This window comes from Halomonas sp. ML-15 (assembly GCF_014779595.1).
GTDB lineage: Bacteria > Pseudomonadota > Gammaproteobacteria > Pseudomonadales > Halomonadaceae > Franzmannia.
The window spans coordinates 1,993,351-2,012,300 of record NZ_JACXZT010000019.1 but is presented as its reverse complement, the minus strand read 5'-3'; the positions used below and the strand labels follow the sequence as shown (position 1 = coordinate 2,012,300).

General features: G+C 65.0%; 16 protein-coding genes and 1 pseudogene. 12 read left to right on the top strand and 5 right to left on the bottom strand.

What is annotated here, in order from left to right; translation table 11 throughout:
* Positions 1 to 28: 28 nt before the first annotated feature.
* Both cas3f and cas1f read right to left on the bottom strand, forming a co-directional pair.
* On the bottom strand, positions 29 to 3,370 hold the full coding sequence (gene cas3f / locus IEI94_RS21075) for a type I-F CRISPR-associated helicase Cas3f (protein WP_191169168.1): 3,342 nt from the start codon (positions 3,368 to 3,370) through the stop codon (positions 29 to 31).
* Positions 3,367 to 4,341: a type I-F CRISPR-associated endonuclease Cas1f gene (gene cas1f, locus IEI94_RS21070; RefSeq protein WP_191169167.1), complete on the bottom strand. Its 975-nt coding sequence runs from the start codon at positions 4,339 to 4,341 to the stop codon at positions 3,367 to 3,369. Before cas1f ends, cas3f begins: the two co-directional genes overlap by 4 nt.
* A gap of 205 nt (positions 4,342 to 4,546) precedes the next feature.
* Here cas1f and IEI94_RS21065 point away from each other — a divergent pair, with 205 nt between their 5' ends.
* Positions 4,547 to 5,494, top strand: coding sequence for a glycerophosphodiester phosphodiesterase (locus IEI94_RS21065; RefSeq protein WP_191169166.1), 948 nt, complete (start codon positions 4,547 to 4,549; stop codon positions 5,492 to 5,494).
* Between the two features lie 86 nt (positions 5,495 to 5,580).
* Here IEI94_RS21065 and IEI94_RS21060 read toward each other — a convergent pair whose 3' ends face one another.
* Both IEI94_RS21060 and IEI94_RS21055 read right to left on the bottom strand, forming a co-directional pair.
* Positions 5,581 to 6,264, bottom strand: a complete 684-nt coding sequence (locus tag IEI94_RS21060; RefSeq protein ID WP_191169165.1) for a phosphate signaling complex PhoU family protein — start codon at positions 6,262 to 6,264, stop codon at positions 5,581 to 5,583.
* A gap of 25 nt (positions 6,265 to 6,289) precedes the next feature.
* Positions 6,290 to 7,492 carry a Na/Pi symporter gene (locus tag IEI94_RS21055; protein ID WP_191169164.1) on the bottom strand — a complete coding sequence of 401 codons (1,203 nt, stop codon included), beginning with the start codon at positions 7,490 to 7,492 and terminating at the stop codon, positions 6,290 to 6,292.
* 113 nt (positions 7,493 to 7,605) lie between these two features.
* On the opposite strand from IEI94_RS21055, the gene IEI94_RS21050 reads away from it, so the two are divergent.
* The 10 genes from IEI94_RS21050 (at position 7,606) to IEI94_RS21005 (ending at position 17,611) form a co-directional block, all read left to right on the top strand.
* Positions 7,606 to 8,781: a UbiH/UbiF/VisC/COQ6 family ubiquinone biosynthesis hydroxylase gene (locus IEI94_RS21050; protein WP_191169163.1), complete on the top strand. Its 1,176-nt coding sequence runs from the start codon at positions 7,606 to 7,608 to the stop codon at positions 8,779 to 8,781.
* 52 nt (positions 8,782 to 8,833) lie between these two features.
* On the top strand, positions 8,834 to 9,502 hold the full coding sequence (locus tag IEI94_RS21045; protein ID WP_191169162.1) for a hypothetical protein: 669 nt from the start codon (positions 8,834 to 8,836) through the stop codon (positions 9,500 to 9,502).
* A 119-nt stretch (positions 9,503 to 9,621) separates the two neighbouring features.
* Positions 9,622 to 9,768: a hypothetical protein gene (locus IEI94_RS21040; RefSeq protein WP_191169161.1), complete on the top strand. Its 147-nt coding sequence runs from the start codon at positions 9,622 to 9,624 to the stop codon at positions 9,766 to 9,768.
* Complete coding sequence (locus tag IEI94_RS21035; protein ID WP_191169160.1) at positions 9,768 to 10,499, top strand: metal ABC transporter ATP-binding protein; 732 nt, start codon at positions 9,768 to 9,770, stop codon at positions 10,497 to 10,499. Before IEI94_RS21040 ends, IEI94_RS21035 begins: the two co-directional genes overlap by 1 nt.
* On the top strand, positions 10,496 to 11,386 hold the full coding sequence (locus tag IEI94_RS21030) for a metal ABC transporter permease (protein ID WP_191169159.1): 891 nt from the start codon (positions 10,496 to 10,498) through the stop codon (positions 11,384 to 11,386). Before IEI94_RS21035 ends, IEI94_RS21030 begins: the two co-directional genes overlap by 4 nt.
* Before the next feature lie 36 nt (positions 11,387 to 11,422).
* The gene (locus IEI94_RS21025; protein WP_191169158.1) at positions 11,423 to 12,682 is read left to right on the top strand and encodes a metal ABC transporter solute-binding protein, Zn/Mn family; all 1,260 of its coding nucleotides are present in this window, start codon (positions 11,423 to 11,425) and stop codon (positions 12,680 to 12,682) included.
* Between the two features lie 88 nt (positions 12,683 to 12,770).
* The gene (locus tag IEI94_RS21020) at positions 12,771 to 13,454 is read left to right on the top strand and encodes an ABC transporter ATP-binding protein (protein ID WP_191169157.1); all 684 of its coding nucleotides are present in this window, start codon (positions 12,771 to 12,773) and stop codon (positions 13,452 to 13,454) included.
* Positions 13,451 to 15,931, top strand: coding sequence for an ABC transporter permease (locus tag IEI94_RS21015; RefSeq protein ID WP_318153435.1), 2,481 nt, complete (start codon positions 13,451 to 13,453; stop codon positions 15,929 to 15,931). The genes IEI94_RS21020 and IEI94_RS21015 overlap by 4 nt, the downstream gene beginning before the upstream one ends.
* Positions 15,928 to 17,085 (top strand): lipocalin-like domain-containing protein, encoded by a 1,158-nt coding sequence (locus IEI94_RS21010; protein ID WP_191169156.1) that lies wholly within the window; start codon positions 15,928 to 15,930, stop codon positions 17,083 to 17,085. Before IEI94_RS21015 ends, IEI94_RS21010 begins: the two co-directional genes overlap by 4 nt.
* Before the next feature lie 181 nt (positions 17,086 to 17,266).
* On the top strand, positions 17,267 to 17,611 hold the full coding sequence (locus tag IEI94_RS21005) for a hypothetical protein (RefSeq protein ID WP_191169155.1): 345 nt from the start codon (positions 17,267 to 17,269) through the stop codon (positions 17,609 to 17,611).
* A gap of 61 nt (positions 17,612 to 17,672) precedes the next feature.
* Here IEI94_RS21005 and IEI94_RS21000 read toward each other — a convergent pair whose 3' ends face one another.
* Positions 17,673 to 18,491: a helix-turn-helix domain-containing protein gene (locus IEI94_RS21000; protein WP_191169154.1), complete on the bottom strand. Its 819-nt coding sequence runs from the start codon at positions 18,489 to 18,491 to the stop codon at positions 17,673 to 17,675.
* Positions 18,492 to 18,692: 201 nt separating this feature from the next.
* On the opposite strand from IEI94_RS21000, the pseudogene IEI94_RS22725 reads away from it, so the two are divergent.
* Positions 18,693 to 18,950, top strand: a pseudogene (locus IEI94_RS22725) (hypothetical protein); the annotation flags it as partial.

The window sequence follows — 18,950 nt, the reverse complement described above, 5'->3', positions numbered from 1 at the left end:
AGATATCCTCCCTAAGAGTTATTCAGATTTATTTTCGACGCACGAACCCCAGAGCAGGATGAAAGTGCCAACCTTGCGGGGCGTAGTTCGTTTTCAGGCGGATACGGCCGAAGCGCTGGGCGCAGCGCTCTATGGTCATGTCCATGGCGTCGGCCTGATCTGCCAGTGCGGCCATGTAGTCGGGCTCGTTCCAGGGCTTGATATGCGGGTTACTGAAGAGCTCATCTGCAATCCGATCCAGTTCGGTTTCGACAGGCGTCATCTTCTCGTCCCTGCCATCCTGATCCACCCGCCAGAAGCGGTAGTCTTCCTCAGCTTCATCCGGCAGCAGCACGAACTCGCTCTCCGGCTCGTTGTCTTCCCGGAAAGGCTGTTGCTGGATCGGCAGCGCCCCGAGGGTCATCAACGGTGTGCGGTAAAAGAGATAGGCACCTAGATCGAGCTGTGCCGGCTCGCCGCGACGCTTGCGTCGCTGCCGGCCGGGAGCGACGCCGGCACTCTCGACCATTAGTGCGGCAAGGCGTGCATGCTCGAGATCAACGAGTCTGCGCGTGGGTTCGAGTACGTCACTCGGCATTAGTCGTGGGCGTGAGTCGATATGTTCAATCTCGTCGCCTCTCAGCAGCTCCGCTAACTGATGCGTCGCCAGCGGCCAGCGCTTTTCCGTTTCAAAGCCCGGCCGGCTAAAAGCCGGCGTTACCCGTTTAAGGTGCCTAGTGTTGGTCCCGAGCAGCGCAATATTGGGGGTACGAACAGGTGTGGAACGATGACGGCGCACGCGGCCGGCGAGCTGGATGATCGAGCGCATCGAGGAGGGCTCGACCACCGCCCAGTCGTAATCGTGATCGCGCCCCACCTCCGTGACCGGCGAGCCGAGTACGATGAAAAGCTGATCCATCGCAGCGCTTCCATCAATCTGCTGACGAATATCGGGAAGGTCGAACACTGCATTCACTTCGCGCCGATCCAGCACCCGGTCCAGGCGAGCTTCCAGACGCGAGCGCAGCAGCAGGGGGAACTGGGAGTGGTAAACGCAGAGGTGGATCTGCCATCCCTCGGGAATTTTTGACCGATAAAGTATCTGGGCAATGGCCACCAGCGCCTCGATGTTGGCCATTCGCACCAGGCCGAAGCTGACCCGCTTGTCAATGTGGGGGTCAACGGTGTGATGCTGCTCGTGGAGGGCGAGAGTTTGCGTGAGTATTGTTTCTGCGGCCGCTTGATGAACGGCATCCGGATGGGCACTAGGGGCCGACAGCGGGACGAGGTATCCCCGCCGAACCGATGCCTGATCACTCAGCCGAGCGGCACGCTGTCGGGCAAACTGTTCATGGGCGATATCAAACTGAGCGTCTTCGTCACACTCTTGATAAGTACAGCCATACTCATCGAACCACGCACAGCAGGGGCTAACTGGAGTGCCAGGAACGCAGCGATGGCGTTGATACTCCGCACGGCCAGTCCTATACGCCTCAAACAGCCCGCGCACCAGTGCCGGCGGCAACGTCGCCGAGGAGAGCAGCACCTGCGAGCCAAGCAGCCCGGCCCAGTAAACGAGACGCGTCAGACCAGGCAGATCGTCGATATCAAAGTCGTCCGGCTCATCAAGAACAAGGTCACTGCTCATCAGCCGCAGCATGGGCGCGATCTGGTGACCACCGCGTAGGCTCTCAGTCGCGGGTATCAGATGATCGATAGTGCATACCAGGACAGGCGCAGTGATCAGCGCTCGGGCATGCGGGTCTTGTGATGCCCGTGACAGCAGAGGATGTTCATCAACCTGCCCTTCGAAATGAACATGACTCTGCTCATCCAGCAAAGCGGCACGCGACTCCGAGCCGCCACTTTCCCTCTGCTGGTGCTCGAATAGCGCCCGGCTGGCACTACCACCAACCCGAATGGCTAAGTCGTCGCTACCCAGCCCCAACCTCTCTCGATAGGCTTGTCCGGTTTGCAGTGTGAGTGTTCTCAGGCCAAGCGCTATCGAGAAACGCGCCCCCACCTCGGGATCACTCAAGGCGTACATGATCCGGCCGTTGGCGATGGTCTTGCCACAGCCGGTTGAGGCCATGTTGATACCGAAGAAGCCCTGCTCGCGGGCCTTGTCACGCACTCCCACCGCCAGATCGAATGCCTTGTCCTGCCAGCGAAAGCGAGGGTCGCGGCTTCGCTGTCGAAAGCCTTTGTGTCGCGCGATGCGCGGCAAGGCTTTTTCCATATCCGGCAAGCGGTGAGCGATTTCACCCGCTGTGCGGGTAACGCCCAGCAAGTGTTCTTCTAACGACTGACATAGCTGACGCTTACCGTGCAGCACAGCAGTGTTCGCGTACAGCGCTGTGGACCAGGCGCCGTGCAAGCGGCCAGTCTCAGTCAGGCTGGAGTAGGAGTGATCCGCCAGCATCAATGCCAGACGCGCCAGATGCATGACGTAGGGCGACTCTAGTGGCGGCTCAACGACCCTTGCTTCGCGTAGTTGCCGTGCCAGGCGCTGACTGCGTCTGCGCCAAGCGTCACTCGCGACAGGCAACCCCTCGGGAAACTCCCAGTAGGGCGATACTTCTGCCTGCGAGCCAGCCTCTACCCTTTCATTCCAGGCGGCAGTGAAGGCCTCCGGCAATGAGGGCAGAATGCCTGCATTTAATATGCCGCGAGCGCCGGACCATTTCTGCTGACCGCTTTCATCATAGGCTGGCAAAGCCGGTAAACGGTGGTGGCTCAGAATTAGCCAGCCAATGGCGGCAGCCAGCGGCGGCAAACGGGCGAACGGCTTCCCTGCCTCTTCCGTGACATTATCCAGCCCATCACGCCAGAGACGGCTCAGCCAGCAGGCATCGTCATCGGGAGAGGGCGACTCGAGTCGGGAGAGCCACGTCGCGTCATCGTCATCACCGACAAAAGCTTCCAGCAAACGCAGCGATACCCACTCATGGCGGTAACGGTTACGCCCCTCCAAGCGGCCATGAAGCCGATCCTGAAATGCACGACTGGCCTTGCCAAGGTCATGGAAAAGCGCGGTCAGCGATGCCAACAGATGAATCAAACGGCCGCTGTGCCAATCGTTCTCATCCTCGGCACGTAGGATATTGCGTCGGGTGGTGTTGGTGGGAGATGCCCCTTGAGCATTGAACTTCCCAGCATTGCCAACAATCCACACCAGTTCGCTATGATCGTGCCCGCGAATCCAATGGCAGGCGACGGCGGTATTCTTGCGCGCCCTCTTGCGCAGTAGCTTTCTGAGCGTATCGAGCCCCGCCTGAGTGATCGGGGTTTGCCAGGTGCGGTCGCCGCGCCGTTCGGCGAACTGGTCGAGAATCCGACGCGTCTCCTTGAGCGCGTTCTTGCTGCACTGGGAGACCAGCAGCACGTTCACGCTTTCGGCCCTCCCAGTTCGAGGGCCACATCTTTAAGGGTGTCGATCATATAGTCGAGGGATTCCGTGCGCGTGAGCCGCTCGATACAGGCCTGCCGGAACTCCTGCTCCTCATCGCCGCGCATGGCGGAGATAAACGCCTGGGGCAGGATGACGGCGTCCTTGACCAGATCGGCTACATCGAAGACCAGGCCACCGCGGCGGGTCTTGCCATGCAGCACCGCCAACCCGTGCGGAATGCCGAGCACCCAGGTGGCCGTTGCGGCCAGCCCGTAGGCCAGGTAGTTGCCATGGTCGAGAAAGCGATTGGCGGGGTCAGTGCCGGTGCCGCGCTTGGCCCGGGTGAAATCGCCATAGTTGACGGCCCGGGTCGCAAGCTTGAAGAGGAACTTGGTCAGGCGGGCTTCGAGGGTCAGCAGATCGGTCGTACTAGGCGACTTTCCAATGGCGTCCCGGTGCGTTGCCAAAGCCTGATGAAGTGCATCCGACGAAACCGTAAAGCCGCCCTCTTTGAGGAAGCGATCCGCCCATAACGCTTCGATCCTTTTCAATCGCGACAGCTGAAAGGCCTTGGCCGCCTCCAGACGCTTCTCGTCATCGAACCAGAAATGTACCCAGTGCTGGAGATATTCGGTAGGGCGGTATTCGCTCTGCGGTGTCAGCCAAGCAACATCGACATCCACCTCGTTGGCGGCAAACAGCGGCGTACCGCCACCGCCACAGAAGCCCACCAGCACCCCGGCCTTGGCCAGCTCGCGCATCGCCGCCTGGGTGATCGAGGTGCCGGTGCCGAGCAGTATCGAGGTGGTATTGGCGATGGGAATATTCCAGTAGCGCGACTGGCTGCCCTCATCCGTGACGTACTCGACGCGACCGCCATTCACCAGCACTCGACAGTGCTGCAGGTAATACAGGTTCGCACGCTTGGAGTGCAGGATCGTCTTGAGATCGGAGGGCGATAGATCATCCATGGCGTGGCTCGCGTCGAATAACTCTCACCATCCAAGCACTCCTAACCCTACTTCGCCACTCACCCTTTCAACCTTTTTACTTATCCACACCCCCCCTGCATACCACCCTCCCCCTGCTGCTAAACTTCACGTGTCGCCCCCTTTCTTGCATCCCCACCCCCACGCCAGTACCGTTATTGATTGAACATTCAATAAAGGAGACACCATGCGTTTCGACCAGAGCCGGTTCTCGAGACTCAGCCTGCCCTTCGCCCTGCTCGGCGGTGGCGCGCTGCTGCTGCCGCTCTCCGTCCAGGCGGATGCCCTTCAGCAGCAGTTGAACGATCTGCAGGAGTTCCAGGTGATCGCCCACCGCGGTGCCAGCGGCCACGCTCCGGAGCAGACCATGCCGGCGCTGGAGCTGGCCCATGAGATGGGGGTCGACTACCTGGAGCTGGATATCCAGATGACCGCCGACGGCGAGCTGGTGGCCTTCCACGACGAGAGTCTCGATCGCGCCACCGACGGCGAAGGTGAGCTCAAGGATGTCAGCCTCGAGGAGCTCAAGGCGCTGGATGCCGGTAGCTGGTTCAACGAGGCTTATCCCGAGTTTGCCGATGACGCCTATGCCGGGGTGGAGATCCTGACCCTGGGCGAGGTGATCGAGCGCTTTGGCACCGATACCCGCTACTACCTCGAAACCAAGTCGCCGGAGCTGTATCCCGGTATCGAGGAGGCGCTGGTCGAGGAGCTGGAGGCGCATGGCCTGATCGAAGCCGGCGCGGCACTCGTCCAGTCGTTCAGCCAGGAGAGCCTGCTCAAGGTGCAGGAGCTGAACGACCAGGTACCGCTGGTGCAACTGGTGTGGTACCACCCCGAGGACGACGGCGATCAGCTGGTGGAGTGGACCGGAGTAACGCCGGGGCCGAGCGAGATCAGCGACGCCGACTTCCAGGCGATCCGCGACTATGCTGTGGGCATCGGCACCAACCTCACCTACGAAGAGACGCTGGAGGTGATCGACGCCAGCTTCGTCGAGCAGGCCCAGGCCAACGACCTGCTGGTGCACGTCTATACCATCAACGAGTCCGACGATATGCAGCGGCTGCTCGACTGGGGCGTGGACGGCATCTTCACCGACTTCCCCGACCGCTTGAATGAGCTGGTGGAGTGAGCAACCGCTTACTTACCCGCAATACAGCGCGCCGCCTCTAGAGGCGGCGCGTTGGTCAGGCTTGATACGACAACCGGCGGAGGCGGTCACTGCGCCTCGTCGCCCTCGTCGTGGTAGAAGTCGAGATCCTCGAGCTGGCCGACCACCGCGGTGGCGATATTGGCCAGGTGCGAGGCGACCCGCTTGTAGTGACGCGCCAGCAGCGAGTAGGCCACCGCCTCGTGGAAGGCGACCTGCTGGTCGTCCTTGAACAGCTCCTCAATCAGGTGATCGCCCTGGGCGCGGATACCGCGGGCCATGGAGAGCACCTGGCGCGCCTTGGCCTCGTCGGAGTCGCGGGTGGCGCTGACGATCATGCCGAACATGCGGCCCATCTGCTCGGCCATGCCGTCCAGCGGCCCCTGGTAGCGCGGCACGTGGAAGCCCTCGCTATAGAGGCTGCCCACCTCGAAGACGTTCTTGCAGTAGTCGCCGATGCGCTCGGCGTCCTTGGAAACGCTCATCAGCGCCAGGCAGATGGCCACGTCGTGGCCGGGATTGACGGTGAGATGGCGCAGCACCTTGCGGCGAATCGAACGCTCCAGCTCGTTGATCGCCTGGTCACGGTCGTAGAGCGGCTGGCGCACCTCGTCGGCGGGCACGGTGCTGTAGAGCACCTCGTTGGCGCGGGCGAACATCCACTCGCTGTGTTCGAGCATGGTGGTGAGATTCTCGAAGGCCTGGTCGAGGGTGTTCTCCGAGGTCAGAGCGGAATATAGCTGTCGAAACATGTGACGGTCTCCCGGTGGGCCGCGCTCAGCGCAGGCTCATGAACAGTTCGGTGGCGGCGATGCCGGCCAGCGGTACGATGAAGAACACGCCGATCAGGAACAGGAAGGCGTAGCGGGTCCGTTTGGCCGCCAGCTTGCCGTACCAGCTGGCCACGCGCAGCGGGATGTGGCGCAGCGGGTACCAGATCGCGGTGCCGGTGAGATTGAAGATGACGTGGAACAAGGCCACGGTCATGGCGGCTGCGATAGGATTGGCGGTGGCGGCCAGCACGCTGGTCACGGTGGTGCCGAGGTTGGCGCCCATCATGAATGGCAGCACGCGGCGCATGCGCACCACCCCAGCCCCGGCCAGCGGCACCATCAGGCTGCTGGTGATGGTGCTCGACTGCACCAGCACGGTGGAGACCACGCCGACGCCGTAGGCGCGCAGGTCGGTGCGGAAGAAGTAGGTACGGAACAGGCCGTCCATATGGCGAAGCAGCGCACCGCGCAGGTTCTGGACCATGAAGATCAGCGCGGCGAACATCAGCAGCATGCCGAGGCCGGCGACCACTAGCCCCTGGGCCGGCGAAGTGGGCAGCAGGAAGCTGCCGATGGCGTCGAAGGCGTCGACGATGGGTGCGGTGATCACCTTGATTGGGCTGTTGGGTCGGGCGACCTCTTCGAGGCCGATCAGCTCGGCGAGCGAGCCTGCCAGGCGCGTGAACACCCCGCGGCCGGCCTCATGAAACATGCCGCTCAGCCACTCGATGGGAAAGACCACTGCCACGGTGAGGATATTGAAGAAGTCATGCATCAGCGCCGCGGTGAAGGAACGGCGAAAGTTACGCTTGATGCGCATGTTGGCCAGGGCCACGATAACGCCGGTGACCGCGGTACCGATATTGGCGCCCATGATCGCGAACACGGCAGTGCCAAGGGTCATCTCGCCGCTGGCCACCAGGGTCACGATCAGCGCCGAGGTAAACGACGAACTCTGTACGATCATCGTCACCAGCACGCCGGCGAGCAGGGCGATAAAGGGGTTCTCACCGTAGGCGAAGGCGCGGGCCAGGAAGTCGCTCTCGCCGCCGAAGGTGCCGAGGCCGGAGCCTAGTACGTTGAGGGCAGCCAAGAAGAGATACAGGCACAGCCCGGCGTAGAGGCCGCGCATCCAGGCCGGGGTTTCGCGGCGCGTCTGGCGCTCGAAGGCCGGCTGGTCGGAGGACGGTGTGATGCGGTTCGTCATAAGTGAGTAGCTACCGTGTGGGTCCGCGGGAGGTATGACGGTTTAGTGACACTTTGATGTCAGCGGGCACCCTATCGAGCATAGATGACAGTTTGATGACACAAAGGATACGCATGACGAATTCTTCACAGGTGATCATTGTCGGCGGCGGCATGGTGGGTGCCGCACTCGCCGCTTCCTTGGGCCAGGCGGGCCTGGCGGTGGCGCTGGTCGAAAGCGGCGAAGCCCCCACGCTACCCTGCGACGACGGCTTCGATCTGCGCGTCTCATCGCTGAACCTGGCCGCCGAGCGGCTGCTGGCAGGCGTCGGCGCCTGGGAAGCCATTCCTGCGTCGCGTCGCTGCCCGTTCCGGCGCATCCACGCCTGGTCCCAACAGGGTGGCGGCGAGGCGCACTTCGATGCAACAGGTCTCGGTCACGACGCCTTTGGCAGCTTCGTCGAGAATCGCTGGATCCGTGCCGCGCTATGGGCGCGACTGGCCGAGCTGCCGACGGTGACCTGCTACGTTGGGGTCCGGCCCATGGTACTTCGCCAGGCCGCCAACGAGGCCGAGCTGGAGCTCGACGACGGCATCCGGCTCACCGGCTCGCTGGTGGTGGGCGCCGACGGCGGGCGCTCGGCGCTGCGCGAGCTGGCTGGCATCGAGGTGGAGAGCGGCGACTACGACCAGCGCGCCCTGGTGATCAACGTCACCACCCGGCTGCCGCAGCAGGACGTCAGCTGGCAGCGTTTCACGCCCCACGGTCCCCAGGCGATGCTGCCGCTGCCGGGCCATCATGCCTCGCTGGTGTGGTACGGCAAGCCGGCCACCATCTCGGCTCTCGAGCAGCTTGATGCGCAGGCGCTGAAAGAGGCGGTGGAGCGCGACTTCCCGACCCGCCTGGGGGGCATCGAGGCGGTGCTCGGCCAGGCCAGCTTCCCGATTCGCCGCCAGCACGCCCGCCGCTATTCCGCCGAGCGCTGTGTGCTGATCGGCGATGCCGCCCACGTCATCAGCCCGCTGGCGGGCCAGGGCTTGAACCTTGGCCTGCAGGACGTGATCGCCCTGAGTGACGGGCTGCTGGAGGCCCTGCGCCGCGGCCAGGATCTCGGCAGTTCACAGGTGCTGGAGCGCTACGCCCGCCGGCGGCGCCCGCAGACGCTGGCGATGATTGCCGCCACCGAACTGCTGCACCGGGTATTTACCGGTGCGGCGCCGCTGCGCCGTCTGGGCAGCGCCGGACTTGCCGTCACCCAGCGGCTGCCGCTGGCCAAGCGCCTGATGATGCGACAGGCGATGGGACTCTGACCCCACGGATGACGCTATAGTAGGGGCACACCTCGCCACCCTGGAGCCTGCCATGCGTTTTCCCACCGCCGTGATCGCCAGCCTCGCGCTGCTGCTCAGCCTGCCCGCCAGCGTCTTTGGCCAATCCGCGTCACAGGAGTGGCAGGGCTATGCCGACGCCCTGGATCGCGGCGAGCGTCAGGCCAATCTGTGGCAGGCGAGCTGGACCGGCATCTACGGCGTCAGCCTGGCGGTCAACGCCTATCAGGCCAGCGAAGCGAGCGACCGCGACGACCGCTATGATGCCCGGGTCGGCGTGGTCAAGTCGGCGCTCGCCCTCGGCGGTATGTTGATCGATCGCCAGCCCCATCCGGCAGCCCACCGCGACTTTCGCGCCCTCGATCAGGGCGACGATCTCGATCGTGCCCGCGCACTGATTCGCGAGACCGCTGCCGACGAGCGCCAGCGTCGCTCCTTTGAGGCGCGCCTGGGGTCGCTGGCGGTGAATACCGCCTCCGGACTGCTGATCGGCGTCGGCGACGGCCGCGGACGCGATGGGGCGATCCATTTCGCCACCGGCATGCTGGTCAGTGAGCTGCAGCTGCAGACGCAACCGCGCCAAGCCGGTCATGCCCTCAACCGCTTCCAGCCCGCCCAGGCCTCCCTCGGTGAGCTGCACTTCGACTACGAGTACGCGCTGCTGGCCAGCCCCGAACAGCTGGGCGTGGCGATCCGCTACTGACGGTTGGAGCCCCACCCTATGGCCGCTATCATGGGCGGCCATTTTTTATGCCAGCACCGGCATGACTTCTCAACCCACTTGTTATGTTATAACCTTCTTGTCATTCGCGAGGTATTGTCATGGCGCACCGTCACCATCATCGGCCCGAGGGGCCGTGCCACTTTTCCCTGATGTCACTGGCCGCTAGCCGGCGGCTGCTGCTGGCCGCGATCCCGCTGGCCGGCCTGTGGCTGGCGGTCTCCTGGGCCGCAGGCTGGTGGTCCTGATGTCGCGCCTGCGCCTGGATGATCTGCAGCTCGCCCAGGGTGGCCGGACCGTGCTCGAGCACGTCAGCGGCAGTATCGAAGATGGCGCCATCACCGCGCTGATCGGTGCCAATGGCGCCGGCAAGAGCACCCTGATCCAGGCGATCATGGGTGAATTGGCGCCGATCCGCGGCCGCATCGAGTGCGATGTGCCCAAGGAGCGACGTGCCTGGCTGCCCCAGCAGCTGGCGCTGGACCTGACCTTCCCGATGAGCGTGGAAGAGCTGATCATGACCGGCACCTGGCCCAGCCACGGAGCGTTCAAGGGCTACTGTGGCCCGCATTACCGCCAGGCCCGCGAGGTGATGTCGCGGCTCGGCATTACCGATCTCGCTCACCGCCCGCTGGGTGAGCTGTCCGGCGGCCAGCGCCAGCGTGCGCTGCTTGGCCGCACCCTGATGCAGGAAGCCGAGCTGCTGCTGCTCGACGAGCCCTTCGCCAATGTCGACGTCGAGACCGTCGATGTATTGATGGGCGTGCTGCGCGACATGGCCGCCAAGGGCACCACCATCATCGTGGTGCTCCACGACCTCGAACAGCTCACGCGGCTAGCCGACTGCGTATTGACCCTGGCCGGCGGCCACGCCCGCTGGAGCACGCCGGAGGCGATTCTCGAGCGCCATCATGGCGGCGTACAGCGCCACCATCATGCGCCGATCCTGCCCCTCGACATGCAGGGGTTGTCGCCATGATCGGGCTGCTGAATGAGTGGTTCATTGCGCCGTTCGACTACGGTTTCATGCGCCGCGCCTTCGTCGCCGGCATCGCCCTGTCGCTGGCCGCGCCGCCGCTGGGGGTGTTTCTGGTGCTGCGCGGCATGAGCCTGATCGGCGACGCCATGGCCCACGCCATCCTGCCCGGCGTGGCCCTGGGTTTTCTGCTGGCGGGATTCTCGCTGCCGGCGATGAGCCTCGGCGGCATTCTCTCCGGGCTCTTGGTGGCCGGGCTTGCCGGCAGCGTGTCGCAGATGAGCGGCCAGCGTGAAGACGCTGCCATGGCCAGCTTCTTCCTGATCTCGCTGGCCGCCGGGGTGATGCTGGTGTCGATGGGCGGCAGCAGCGTCGACCTGACCCACGTGCTGTTCGGCTCGATCCTGGCCGTCAATTCCAGCGCGCTAGTGCTGATCGCCGCCATCAGCAGCCTGATCGTCATCAGCATGGCGTGGATGTTCCGCGCGATGGTGGTGGAGTGCCTGGATCCGCTGTTCCTGCGCGGCCAGGGCAGCCGCAACGGCCTGATCCACGGCCTGTTCCTGGCGCTGGTGGTGCTCAATCTGACCGCCGGTTTCCAGACCCTGGGCACGCTGATGGCCGTCGGCCTGATGATGCTGCCGGCCACCGCGGCGCGCTTCTGGAGCAAGCGCCTCGAGGGGCTGATCTGCATCGCCGTCGTGTGGGCCATGGTCGCCAGCACCGGCGGGCTGCTGCTGTCGTATCACCTGTCGCTGCCGTCCGGGCCGAGCATCATCATGCTCGCTGGCATCGGCTATATCCTCTCGGCGTTGTTCGGCCGCCATCACAGCCTGATGGCCAAGCTTCGACGTCGCGCCACACCGCTGGAGGCCGTCGAGGCCGGCTAGCGCATGCCACTATCACGATACACAACGAGGTAAGACATGAGACATAAGCCCTTCGCCCTCAGCCTACTGCTTGGTACCGCCGGCCTGGTCGTACTCTCGCCGACCCAGGCCGATGAGCGCCTCGACGTCGTCACCAGCTTCAGCATCCTGGCCGATATGGTGCACAACGTGGGTGGCGAGCACGTCAATGTCACCTCGCTGGTAGGTCCCGACAGCGATGCCCACGTGTTCTCGCCCAGTCCCACCGAGGCACGCGCCATCGCCGAGGCCGATCTGGTGGTGTTCAACGGCCTGCAGTTCGAAGGCTGGATGGAGCGCCTGATCGACTCCAGCGACTACAGCGGACCGCTGGTCACCGCCACCGACGGCATCGAACGCATCCCCTATCATGGCCACGACCAAGGTCACGCCCACGGGCACGACGACCATGATCACGATCACGGACATGACGATCATGATGACCATGACCACGGTGATGATGACCATGGGCACGATCATGACCACGACCACGGTGATGATGACCATGGACACGATCATGACCACGACCACGGTGATGATGATCATGGCCACGACGACCATGGCCATGATCACGATCATGACGACCATGGCCACGACGACCACGGGCATGATCACGATCATGACGACCATGGGCACGATGACCACGGCCATGATAACGGCCACGATCACGACCATGAGCACGGTGAGTACGACCCCCATGCCTGGCAGGATCTGGCCATGGCGCAGACCTACGTGGTCAATATCCGCGATGGCTTGATCGAGGCCGACCCGGATAACGAGGAGGCTTACCGCGACAACGCCGAGCGCTATATCAACGAGATCGACGCCACCGACGCCGAGATCCGCGAGCTGCTCACCGAGATCCCGCCGTCCAGCACCATCATCACCGGCCACGACTCCTTCGGCTACTTCTCGAACGCCTACGGTCTGCGCTTCCTGTCGCCGGTGGGACTCTCCACCGAGGCCGAGCCCAGCGCCGCCAACATGGCAGAGCTGATCGACGTGATCCGCGAGCAGAACGTCCAGGCGCTGTTCCACGAGAACATGACCAGCCCGGCGATCATCAACCAGCTCGCCGAAGAGGCCGGTCTAGAGGTCGCCGGTACCCTCTACGCCGATGCTCTGGCCGCCGAAGGCGAAGCCAGCACCTATCTCGGCATGATGCGCCACAACGCCAACACCCTGCACACGGCGCTGGCCGATCCTGATCACGACGAGCATGATCACGAGCATCACGACCACGACCACGACCACGACGATAATGGTCACAGCCACTGACCGCGAATGCGCGACGGCTTGGGCGCCACCTTCGGGTGGCGCCTTTTTTATGCAACACTCAAGGCGCTACTCCCCAGGTGAGATGCCCATGCTCGAGCTGCGCCAGGTCAGCAAGTCCTTCGCTACCCCTCAGGGCCCGCTCAGGGTGCTGGAGGGCGTCTCGCTGTCCCTCGCCGCCGGCGAGAGCCTGGCGCTGATGGGCGAGTCGGGCAGCGGCAAGTCGACCCTGCTGCACCTGGCAGCCGGTCTCGACGTACCCGATGGCGGCACCTTAAGCGTCGGCGGCCAATCGTTAGACGTCATGAACGAGCCACAGCGGGCGGCGCTGCGTCGCGAGCGGCTGGGGCTGGTGTTCCAGCAGTTCCATCTGGTGCCGAGCCTCGACGTGGCCGACAACCTGAGCCTCCAGGCGCGCCTCGCCAACCGCCACGACCGGGTCTGGTGCGGTGAGCTGCTGTCGCGGCTAGGGCTGGCCGACATGGCCGGTCGTTATCCCGAACAGCTCTCCGGCGGCCAGCAGCAGCGCCTGGCCATTGGCCGGGCGCTGGCGGTGCGCCCCGCCCTGCTGCTCGCCGACGAGCCCACCGGCAATCTCGACGAGACCACTGCCGACGAGGTGCTGGCGCTGCTGCTCGCGCTGGTTCGCGACAGCGGCTGCGCGCTGCTGATGGTCACCCATAGCCCGCGGGTAGCGGCACCGCTGGACCGCTGCCTGACCCTGGCCCACGGCCAGTTGAACGACACCCTACCCTCCCGAGCCGCCGGCCAGTGATTGCCACCGCCTTTGCCACCCTGCTCTCGCACTACCGGCGCCATCCCGGTCAACTGGCGATGCTGCTGGTGGGTCTGTGGGTAGCCAGCGCGCTATGGAGCGGCGTGCAGGCGATCAACACCTCGGCCCGCGACAGCTACGACCGCACCGCGGCGCTGTTCGACGCCGGACTGGATCGCATCGAGCGCCGCGACGCCGAGGCCCTGCTCCTCGACGACTATCTGGCGCTGCGCCAGGCCGGCGCCGCGGTGTCACCGCTGATCGAAGGCGAGCTGACGCTGGCCGGCGGTGAGCGGGTCACACTGCTCGGTATCGAGCCGCTGACCCTGCCAGACGCCAGCGGCATTCAAGCCAGCGGCGGCGTGGAGGCGCTCAGCGACTTTCTACAGCCGCCGTGGCGCACGCGACTGGCCGCCGATACCCTTGCCGCCCTGGACACCGCTCACCAGGAGGGGTACCTGGTCAGCGAGGAGGGCCGCCGCCTGCCGCCGCTGGCCCTGGACAGCAGCGTGCCGCCGGGCACTCTGGTCACCGACATCGGCGTGGCCGGTGCCCTGCTGGGCCTGCCGCCGGATGCCGTCAGCCATCTGCTGATCGCCCCCGGCGATCCCGCTGAGCTGCCCAGCCACCTGCTGCGCCTGCGTGCCGAAACCCTGGCCAGCCCTGGCCAGCTCAGCGACAGCTTCCATCTCAACCTCACGGCGTTGGGCCTGCTGGCGCTGGTGGTGGGCCTGTTTATCGTGCATGCCGCTCTCAGCCTGAGCCTCGAACAGCGCCTCGGCATGCTGCGCACGCTACGCGCCCTGGGGGTGCCGGCCACCACCCTGGTCACCTTGCTGGGCCTGGAGCTGCTGATCGTGGGGCTGGTCGGGGCGCTGCTGGGTATCGTCAGCGGGGTGTGGCTGGCTGGCCAGCTGCTGCCGGATGTGGCCGCCAGCCTGGCGACCCTATATGGCGAGCAGGTCGGCGGCGAGCTGGCGCTACCGTGGCACTACTGGTTGGGCGGCATCGCCATTACCCTAGGCGGCCTGTTCAGCGCCGGGGCCAGCATGCTGTGGCGGTCGGCGCGGCTCGAGGTGCTGGCGCTCGGCCACCAGCAGCGCTGGCGTGGTCGATGGCAGAGCCAGCTGGGGGTAATGGCCCTGGTCGGTGCCGGCCTGTGGCTGCTCGCCCTGGGGCTGTGGACATGGCTGCTTGGCCAACCGCCCGGCGACCGGCTGCTGGCGGGCTTCGCGCTGGTCGCCCTCGGCCTGCTGGCGGCCACGCTGTGGCTGCCACCGCTACTGGCGCTGCTGCTCGCCGGGGCCGTGCGTCGCCTGCGCCACCGCCCCCTGGCGCAGTGGGCCCTGGCCGACCTGCAATTGCAGCTACCGCGCCTGCAGCTGGCGATGATGGCGCTGCTGCTGGCCCTGGCTACCAACCTTGGCGTCGGTAGCATGGTCGGGGGCTTTCGCCTCACCTTCCTCGACTGGCTCGACCAGCGCCTGGTCGCCGAGGCCTATCTGCGCCCCCCCGCCGAACGCTTCGACGCGACCCAGGCCTGGCTCGAGGCGCGCGACGAGGTCATCGCCCTGCTGCCGACGCGGCGCGCCGATGCCAGCCTCCTGGCCGATGGTAGCGACGCAAGGCCAGTAGGGGTCTACGGCATCACACCCGCCAGCCAGCTTACCCAGCGCTGGCCGCTGCTGACCACAGAGGCGGGGGCCACCCAGGCCTGGCAGGCCTTTGCCGAAGGGGCGGCCTTGATCAACGAGCAGTTGGCGATCGCCACCGGCCTGGGGCCCGGCGACCGCCTCACCCTGAGCAGCGCCGAGGGCACGCTGGAGAGCGCCATCGCCGCGGTCTACCCCGATTACGGCAACCCCCGTGGCGAGGTGACGCTAACCACCTCGGCACTCGCCGAGCAGTTCGCCGCGCCGCCCGGCAGCCTGGGCATCGTGCTGGCCGAGGATACCGATGTTGCGGCACTGGCCCGCGAGCTGGAGCATGCCATCGACCTGGATGGCGCAACTCTGATCGATCAGCGGGCCCTGAAGCAGCAGGCCCAGGCGATATTCGAGCGCACCTTCGCCATCACCCGCGCGCTCACCGTGCTGACCCTCTGCGTAGCGGGACTCGCCCTGTTCACCAGTCTGCTCGCCCAGGGCAGCGAGCGGCGCGCCCAGCTGGCGCCGCTATGGGCGCTGGGAGTGACACGAGGCCAGCTGGCCGGCATCTCACTGGCCCAGCTCAGTCTGGCGGCGCTGGTCACTGCGCTGCTGGCGATCCCACTGGGCATCGCCCTGACCTGGGGACTGGTGGCGGTGATCAACGTCGCCGCCTTCGGCTGGCGGCTACCGCTGCATATTTTCCCGAGCCAGCTGACAATGGCCCTGGGCCTGGCACTGGTGGTCGCCTGGCTCGCCGCGCTGATCCCGCTGTGGCGGCTATGGCGCAGCCGTCCGCGCGACCTGTTGATGGAGTTCTCCGCCTCATGACCCGCCGCCTGCTGCTGTTGGGAACCGCCATTCTTGTGCTGGCACTGCTGCGCCCCACCCCACCAGCCGAGACACCGCAGGGCTTCGCCGGTCTCGGCGCCGAGGCCGAGGGCTATGCCGACGCCGGCCCCGGCCAGCCGCTGCGCTTCCCCGACGACCACGGTCCCCACCCCGACTACCGCATCGAGTGGTGGTACCTGACCGCCAATCTGGAAGATGAGCAGGGTGAGCCGCTGGGCATTCAGTGGACGCTGTTTCGTCAGGCGCTGGCGCCACCGGGCGAGTCGGCGGTCGAGCCGACGCAGCCCTGGCAGAGTCGCCAGCTGTGGATGGCCCACGCCGCGGTGTCGCGGGGTGAGCGTCATCTGGTCGAGGAGCGCTTCGCGCGTGGCATGACGCTGCCCAATACCGAATCACGCCGCGCCCAGGCCGGCGCCGTGGCCGAGCCGTTCGCCGCCTGGCTCGACGACTGGCACCTGAGCAGCCGCGTGGTCGACCCGGCGGGGGACACCTTCGAGCGGCTCGAGGTCAGCGCCCGCGGTCGCGACACCGGCCAGCCGTTCGGCTACCGCCTGACGCTGACCGCCGAGGGGCCGCTGGTGCTCCACGGCGAGGCGGGCTTCAGCCAGAAATCCGCCGACGGCCAGGGCTCCTTCTACTACACCCAGCCGTTCTGGCGGGTCAGCGGTGAGGTCGAGCTGGACGGCGAGACCCACCGCGTCAGCGGCCGCGGCTGGCTCGACCGCGAGTGGAGCAGCCAGCTGCTCGGCCCTACCCAGCATGGCTGGGACTGGTTCTCGCTGCACCTCGACGATGGCTACAAGCTGATGGCCTTTCGCCTGCGCGGCGGTGGCCAGGAGGGCGGCGACTATCTCTCGGGGAGCTGGATCGCCCCCGATGGTAGCCTGACGCCGCTAAGCGGCGATGACCTGGTACTCACGCCCCAGGAGACCAGCAGCGTGGCCGGGCGCGAGATCCCTACCCGCTGGCAGCTGCAGCTACCCGGGCAGGGGCTCGATCTCGAGGTCGCGGCACGCCACGCCGAACGCTGGATGGACACCGCCTTCGCCTACTGGGAGGGCGAGGTCACTGCCGCCGACCGCAACAGCGGCGAGCAGGTCGGCGAGGGCTACCTGGAGATGACCGGTTATTGAGGAGAGCGCCTTCGGACGCCCCCTCACACTCATTACGTCCAAATATTGTCCAAGTATTTTCAGCCTTATAGAAAAGCCGCCACCGGAATTCCCCGGGAACTTCGCGGCAGCTCGCAAAAAGCTCGCCACCGCCGACAATCTCTCCTACATTAATTGTACATCCACTTGCGAGGCGTAAGTCATGGCTGACAGGACCCATCCGGTGTCGGGCAGCATCACCCTGAAGCAGCTCAGCCGAGGCGTGGGCGATGGGCACACCCCGATTGTCGAAGTCGAATCTCAGGACGGTATTTATATTGTGCGCCTGCACTACTCCAACGGTGTCGCCGAACTCTCCGACGAGCAAGGCAAGACCCGCACCTTTCTAGGCACGGGTGAAATTCGCGATCTGCTCAGCGAAACCGGATTGACCCACGGCGTACTCACCTGGGCCGACCAGTGTGGCGACGAGATGATCGGCGTTCAGGGGCACGCCATCACCCCCGATGAGATGCTCGCCTACGGCACCCGCATTTCGTTTCGCTGAGACATGGGCACTCAAGGCAGCCAGTTATGGCCTGCCCTTGCTCTCGCTCCCCTCTGTCGCGTCAAGCATCTCCATGATGACGTGCGCGAAAGTGCTGCTCGCCTGGCGCAACGTCGTTCTTTACGGCGGCCAGTAGTTCGGCATTCAGACTGGGATCGTCGAGGGCAAGCAACCCGCACTGTGCCAGCGCCTGGCGAAGCCCCATCTGTTCATCAAGACGCTCATAGAGCACCCGCACGCAGCAGGGCATGCGCTCACTGTTGTCTGCCACACCGAGCTTGAGCCCAGTGAGCCGCGAGACCTGACTCCGAAAGCTTGGAAACAGGACCGTCTGAGTCACCTCGTAGCCGTTCAGGGTCTCATGGTCCATCAGGAAGATGCGGTCGGCCAGCTTGACGGCTACGCCATGGTAGCGGTTGTGGCAGGGCCGGGGATTAGCAGGCGTCTGCATGCGCTCGGTGCGCTGATAGACGATGCCACTCTCGCGCTGCTCCAGGCACACCAGAGTTCGGATCAGATGCCCGGGCCGCGACATCGAATGGTAATACTCGAAATAGCATCCCAGGTAGCGCGCCATATCTTCACCGCCACGATGCAGTAGGGCATCCGGCCAATTCACTCCTATCCCCGATGCCGCTTCAGTCGGTTCCCGCCCTGACTGCACCAGGGTGCGGAAGTCGTCATGGGGCAGATGGAGTTCATGCTCCTCCACACCGAAAAAGGCACACAGCCGCCGCATGGCCGCGTGGCGCGGCCGATAGCGCCCCTTCAAGTAGCGGTTGAACTGGGCCCTGTTGATCTCCAGCCGTCGGCACACCTCCGCAATAGAAGGGTAGTAGCTGCACAGCAGCCGCAGGTTGGCAACGAAGTCGTCTTGCATATGGCTGGCTCCCGGCGCCAAAGCGAGGTGGTGCAGTCTGATGCACTCACTTTGGCGGATAGTGCTCTGGAGTGCAACGAAGCGCCAAATCCCAAGACGTCCTGCAACTGCTTCAATCATGTCAAAGGCACGACAGGTTCGCCCTGCTTCACGAATCCGACAGCGCCAACAACAACGAGAGTTAATCTTACAATGACACGCATGAATTTCTGGTCAGGCCTGGGCGTCAGTGCCATGGCCCTGGTCCTCATTATCTGGATCATCCCGCAATACGGCGGTAGCGGCGCCGCCTTCGGCCTCCCTCCTCAGCTACTGGCCACCCTCGGTGCCTGGCTGATGCTCGCCTGCGCCCTGGCGCTGACCGTGCTCAGTGCCATTCAGGCGCGGCGTACCGGCGAGACGCTGGTCAATCTGCCAAGCCTGGGTGACACGTGGCACATGCTCTGGCCGTTTCTCTAC

What these genes read in the sequence shown, in the direction of transcription:
- cas1f (WP_191169167.1), bottom strand. Translation starts at nt 4,341, where the DNA reads ATGGATGATCTATCGCCCTCCGATCTCAAGACGATCCTGCACTCCAAG.
- IEI94_RS21065 (WP_191169166.1), top strand. Translation starts at nt 4,547, where the DNA reads ATGCGTTTCGACCAGAGCCGGTTCTCGAGACTCAGCCTGCCCTTCGCC.
- IEI94_RS21060 (WP_191169165.1), bottom strand. Translation starts at nt 6,264, where the DNA reads ATGTTTCGACAGCTATATTCCGCTCTGACCTCGGAGAACACCCTCGAC.
- IEI94_RS21055 (WP_191169164.1), bottom strand. Translation starts at nt 7,492, where the DNA reads ATGACGAACCGCATCACACCGTCCTCCGACCAGCCGGCCTTCGAGCGC.
- IEI94_RS21050 (WP_191169163.1), top strand. Translation starts at nt 7,606, where the DNA reads ATGACGAATTCTTCACAGGTGATCATTGTCGGCGGCGGCATGGTGGGT.
- IEI94_RS21045 (WP_191169162.1), top strand. Translation starts at nt 8,834, where the DNA reads ATGCGTTTTCCCACCGCCGTGATCGCCAGCCTCGCGCTGCTGCTCAGC.
- IEI94_RS21040 (WP_191169161.1), top strand. Translation starts at nt 9,622, where the DNA reads ATGGCGCACCGTCACCATCATCGGCCCGAGGGGCCGTGCCACTTTTCC.
- IEI94_RS21035 (WP_191169160.1), top strand. Translation starts at nt 9,768, where the DNA reads ATGTCGCGCCTGCGCCTGGATGATCTGCAGCTCGCCCAGGGTGGCCGG.
- IEI94_RS21030 (WP_191169159.1), top strand. Translation starts at nt 10,496, where the DNA reads ATGATCGGGCTGCTGAATGAGTGGTTCATTGCGCCGTTCGACTACGGT.
- IEI94_RS21025 (WP_191169158.1), top strand. Translation starts at nt 11,423, where the DNA reads ATGAGACATAAGCCCTTCGCCCTCAGCCTACTGCTTGGTACCGCCGGC.
- IEI94_RS21020 (WP_191169157.1), top strand. Translation starts at nt 12,771, where the DNA reads ATGCTCGAGCTGCGCCAGGTCAGCAAGTCCTTCGCTACCCCTCAGGGC.
- IEI94_RS21010 (WP_191169156.1), top strand. Translation starts at nt 15,928, where the DNA reads ATGACCCGCCGCCTGCTGCTGTTGGGAACCGCCATTCTTGTGCTGGCA.
- IEI94_RS21005 (WP_191169155.1), top strand. Translation starts at nt 17,267, where the DNA reads ATGGCTGACAGGACCCATCCGGTGTCGGGCAGCATCACCCTGAAGCAG.
- IEI94_RS21000 (WP_191169154.1), bottom strand. Translation starts at nt 18,491, where the DNA reads ATGCAAGACGACTTCGTTGCCAACCTGCGGCTGCTGTGCAGCTACTAC.